The sequence below is a fragment of the Shewanella sp. AS1 genome, assembly GCF_021412565.1.
Taxonomy (GTDB): Bacteria; Pseudomonadota; Gammaproteobacteria; order Enterobacterales; family Shewanellaceae; genus Shewanella.
The window spans coordinates 1-291 of sequence record NZ_JAKCLJ010000066.1 but is presented as its reverse complement, the minus strand read 5'-3'; the positions used below and the strand labels follow the sequence as shown (position 1 = coordinate 291).

Sequence of the window (291 nt, the reverse complement as noted above, 5' to 3'; positions counted from 1 at the left end):
ATCTGATGGCGGGTGATCCGATGGGCGCGATGCGGGTGACTCCAGCAGGAATTGCTTATATGACCAGGGTACTGCGGGAGCTCGCGGCAGAGGTGTGTCAAGGCAAGCTGTTGTGTGTCCTGGAGGGCGGATACAACCCCGACAATATACGGTCCGGGGTTTGGGCTGTCCTTGGCGAGTTGTGCGGTGTTCATCGGGGACACAATCTTCCCGGTGGGCTTGAACCCCAAACACTGCAGCGATTTCGCTCTAACCTCAGCACATCCGCTGATATCGACCGGGCGCTTCAAC

General features: G+C 58.4%; 1 pseudogene. It reads left to right on the top strand.

Annotation, left to right across the window (positions count from 1 at the left end):
• Nucleotides 1–5 precede the first annotated feature (5 nt).
• Nucleotides 6–291 (top strand): annotated as a pseudogene (locus LZP69_RS16765) (hypothetical protein); the annotation flags it as partial.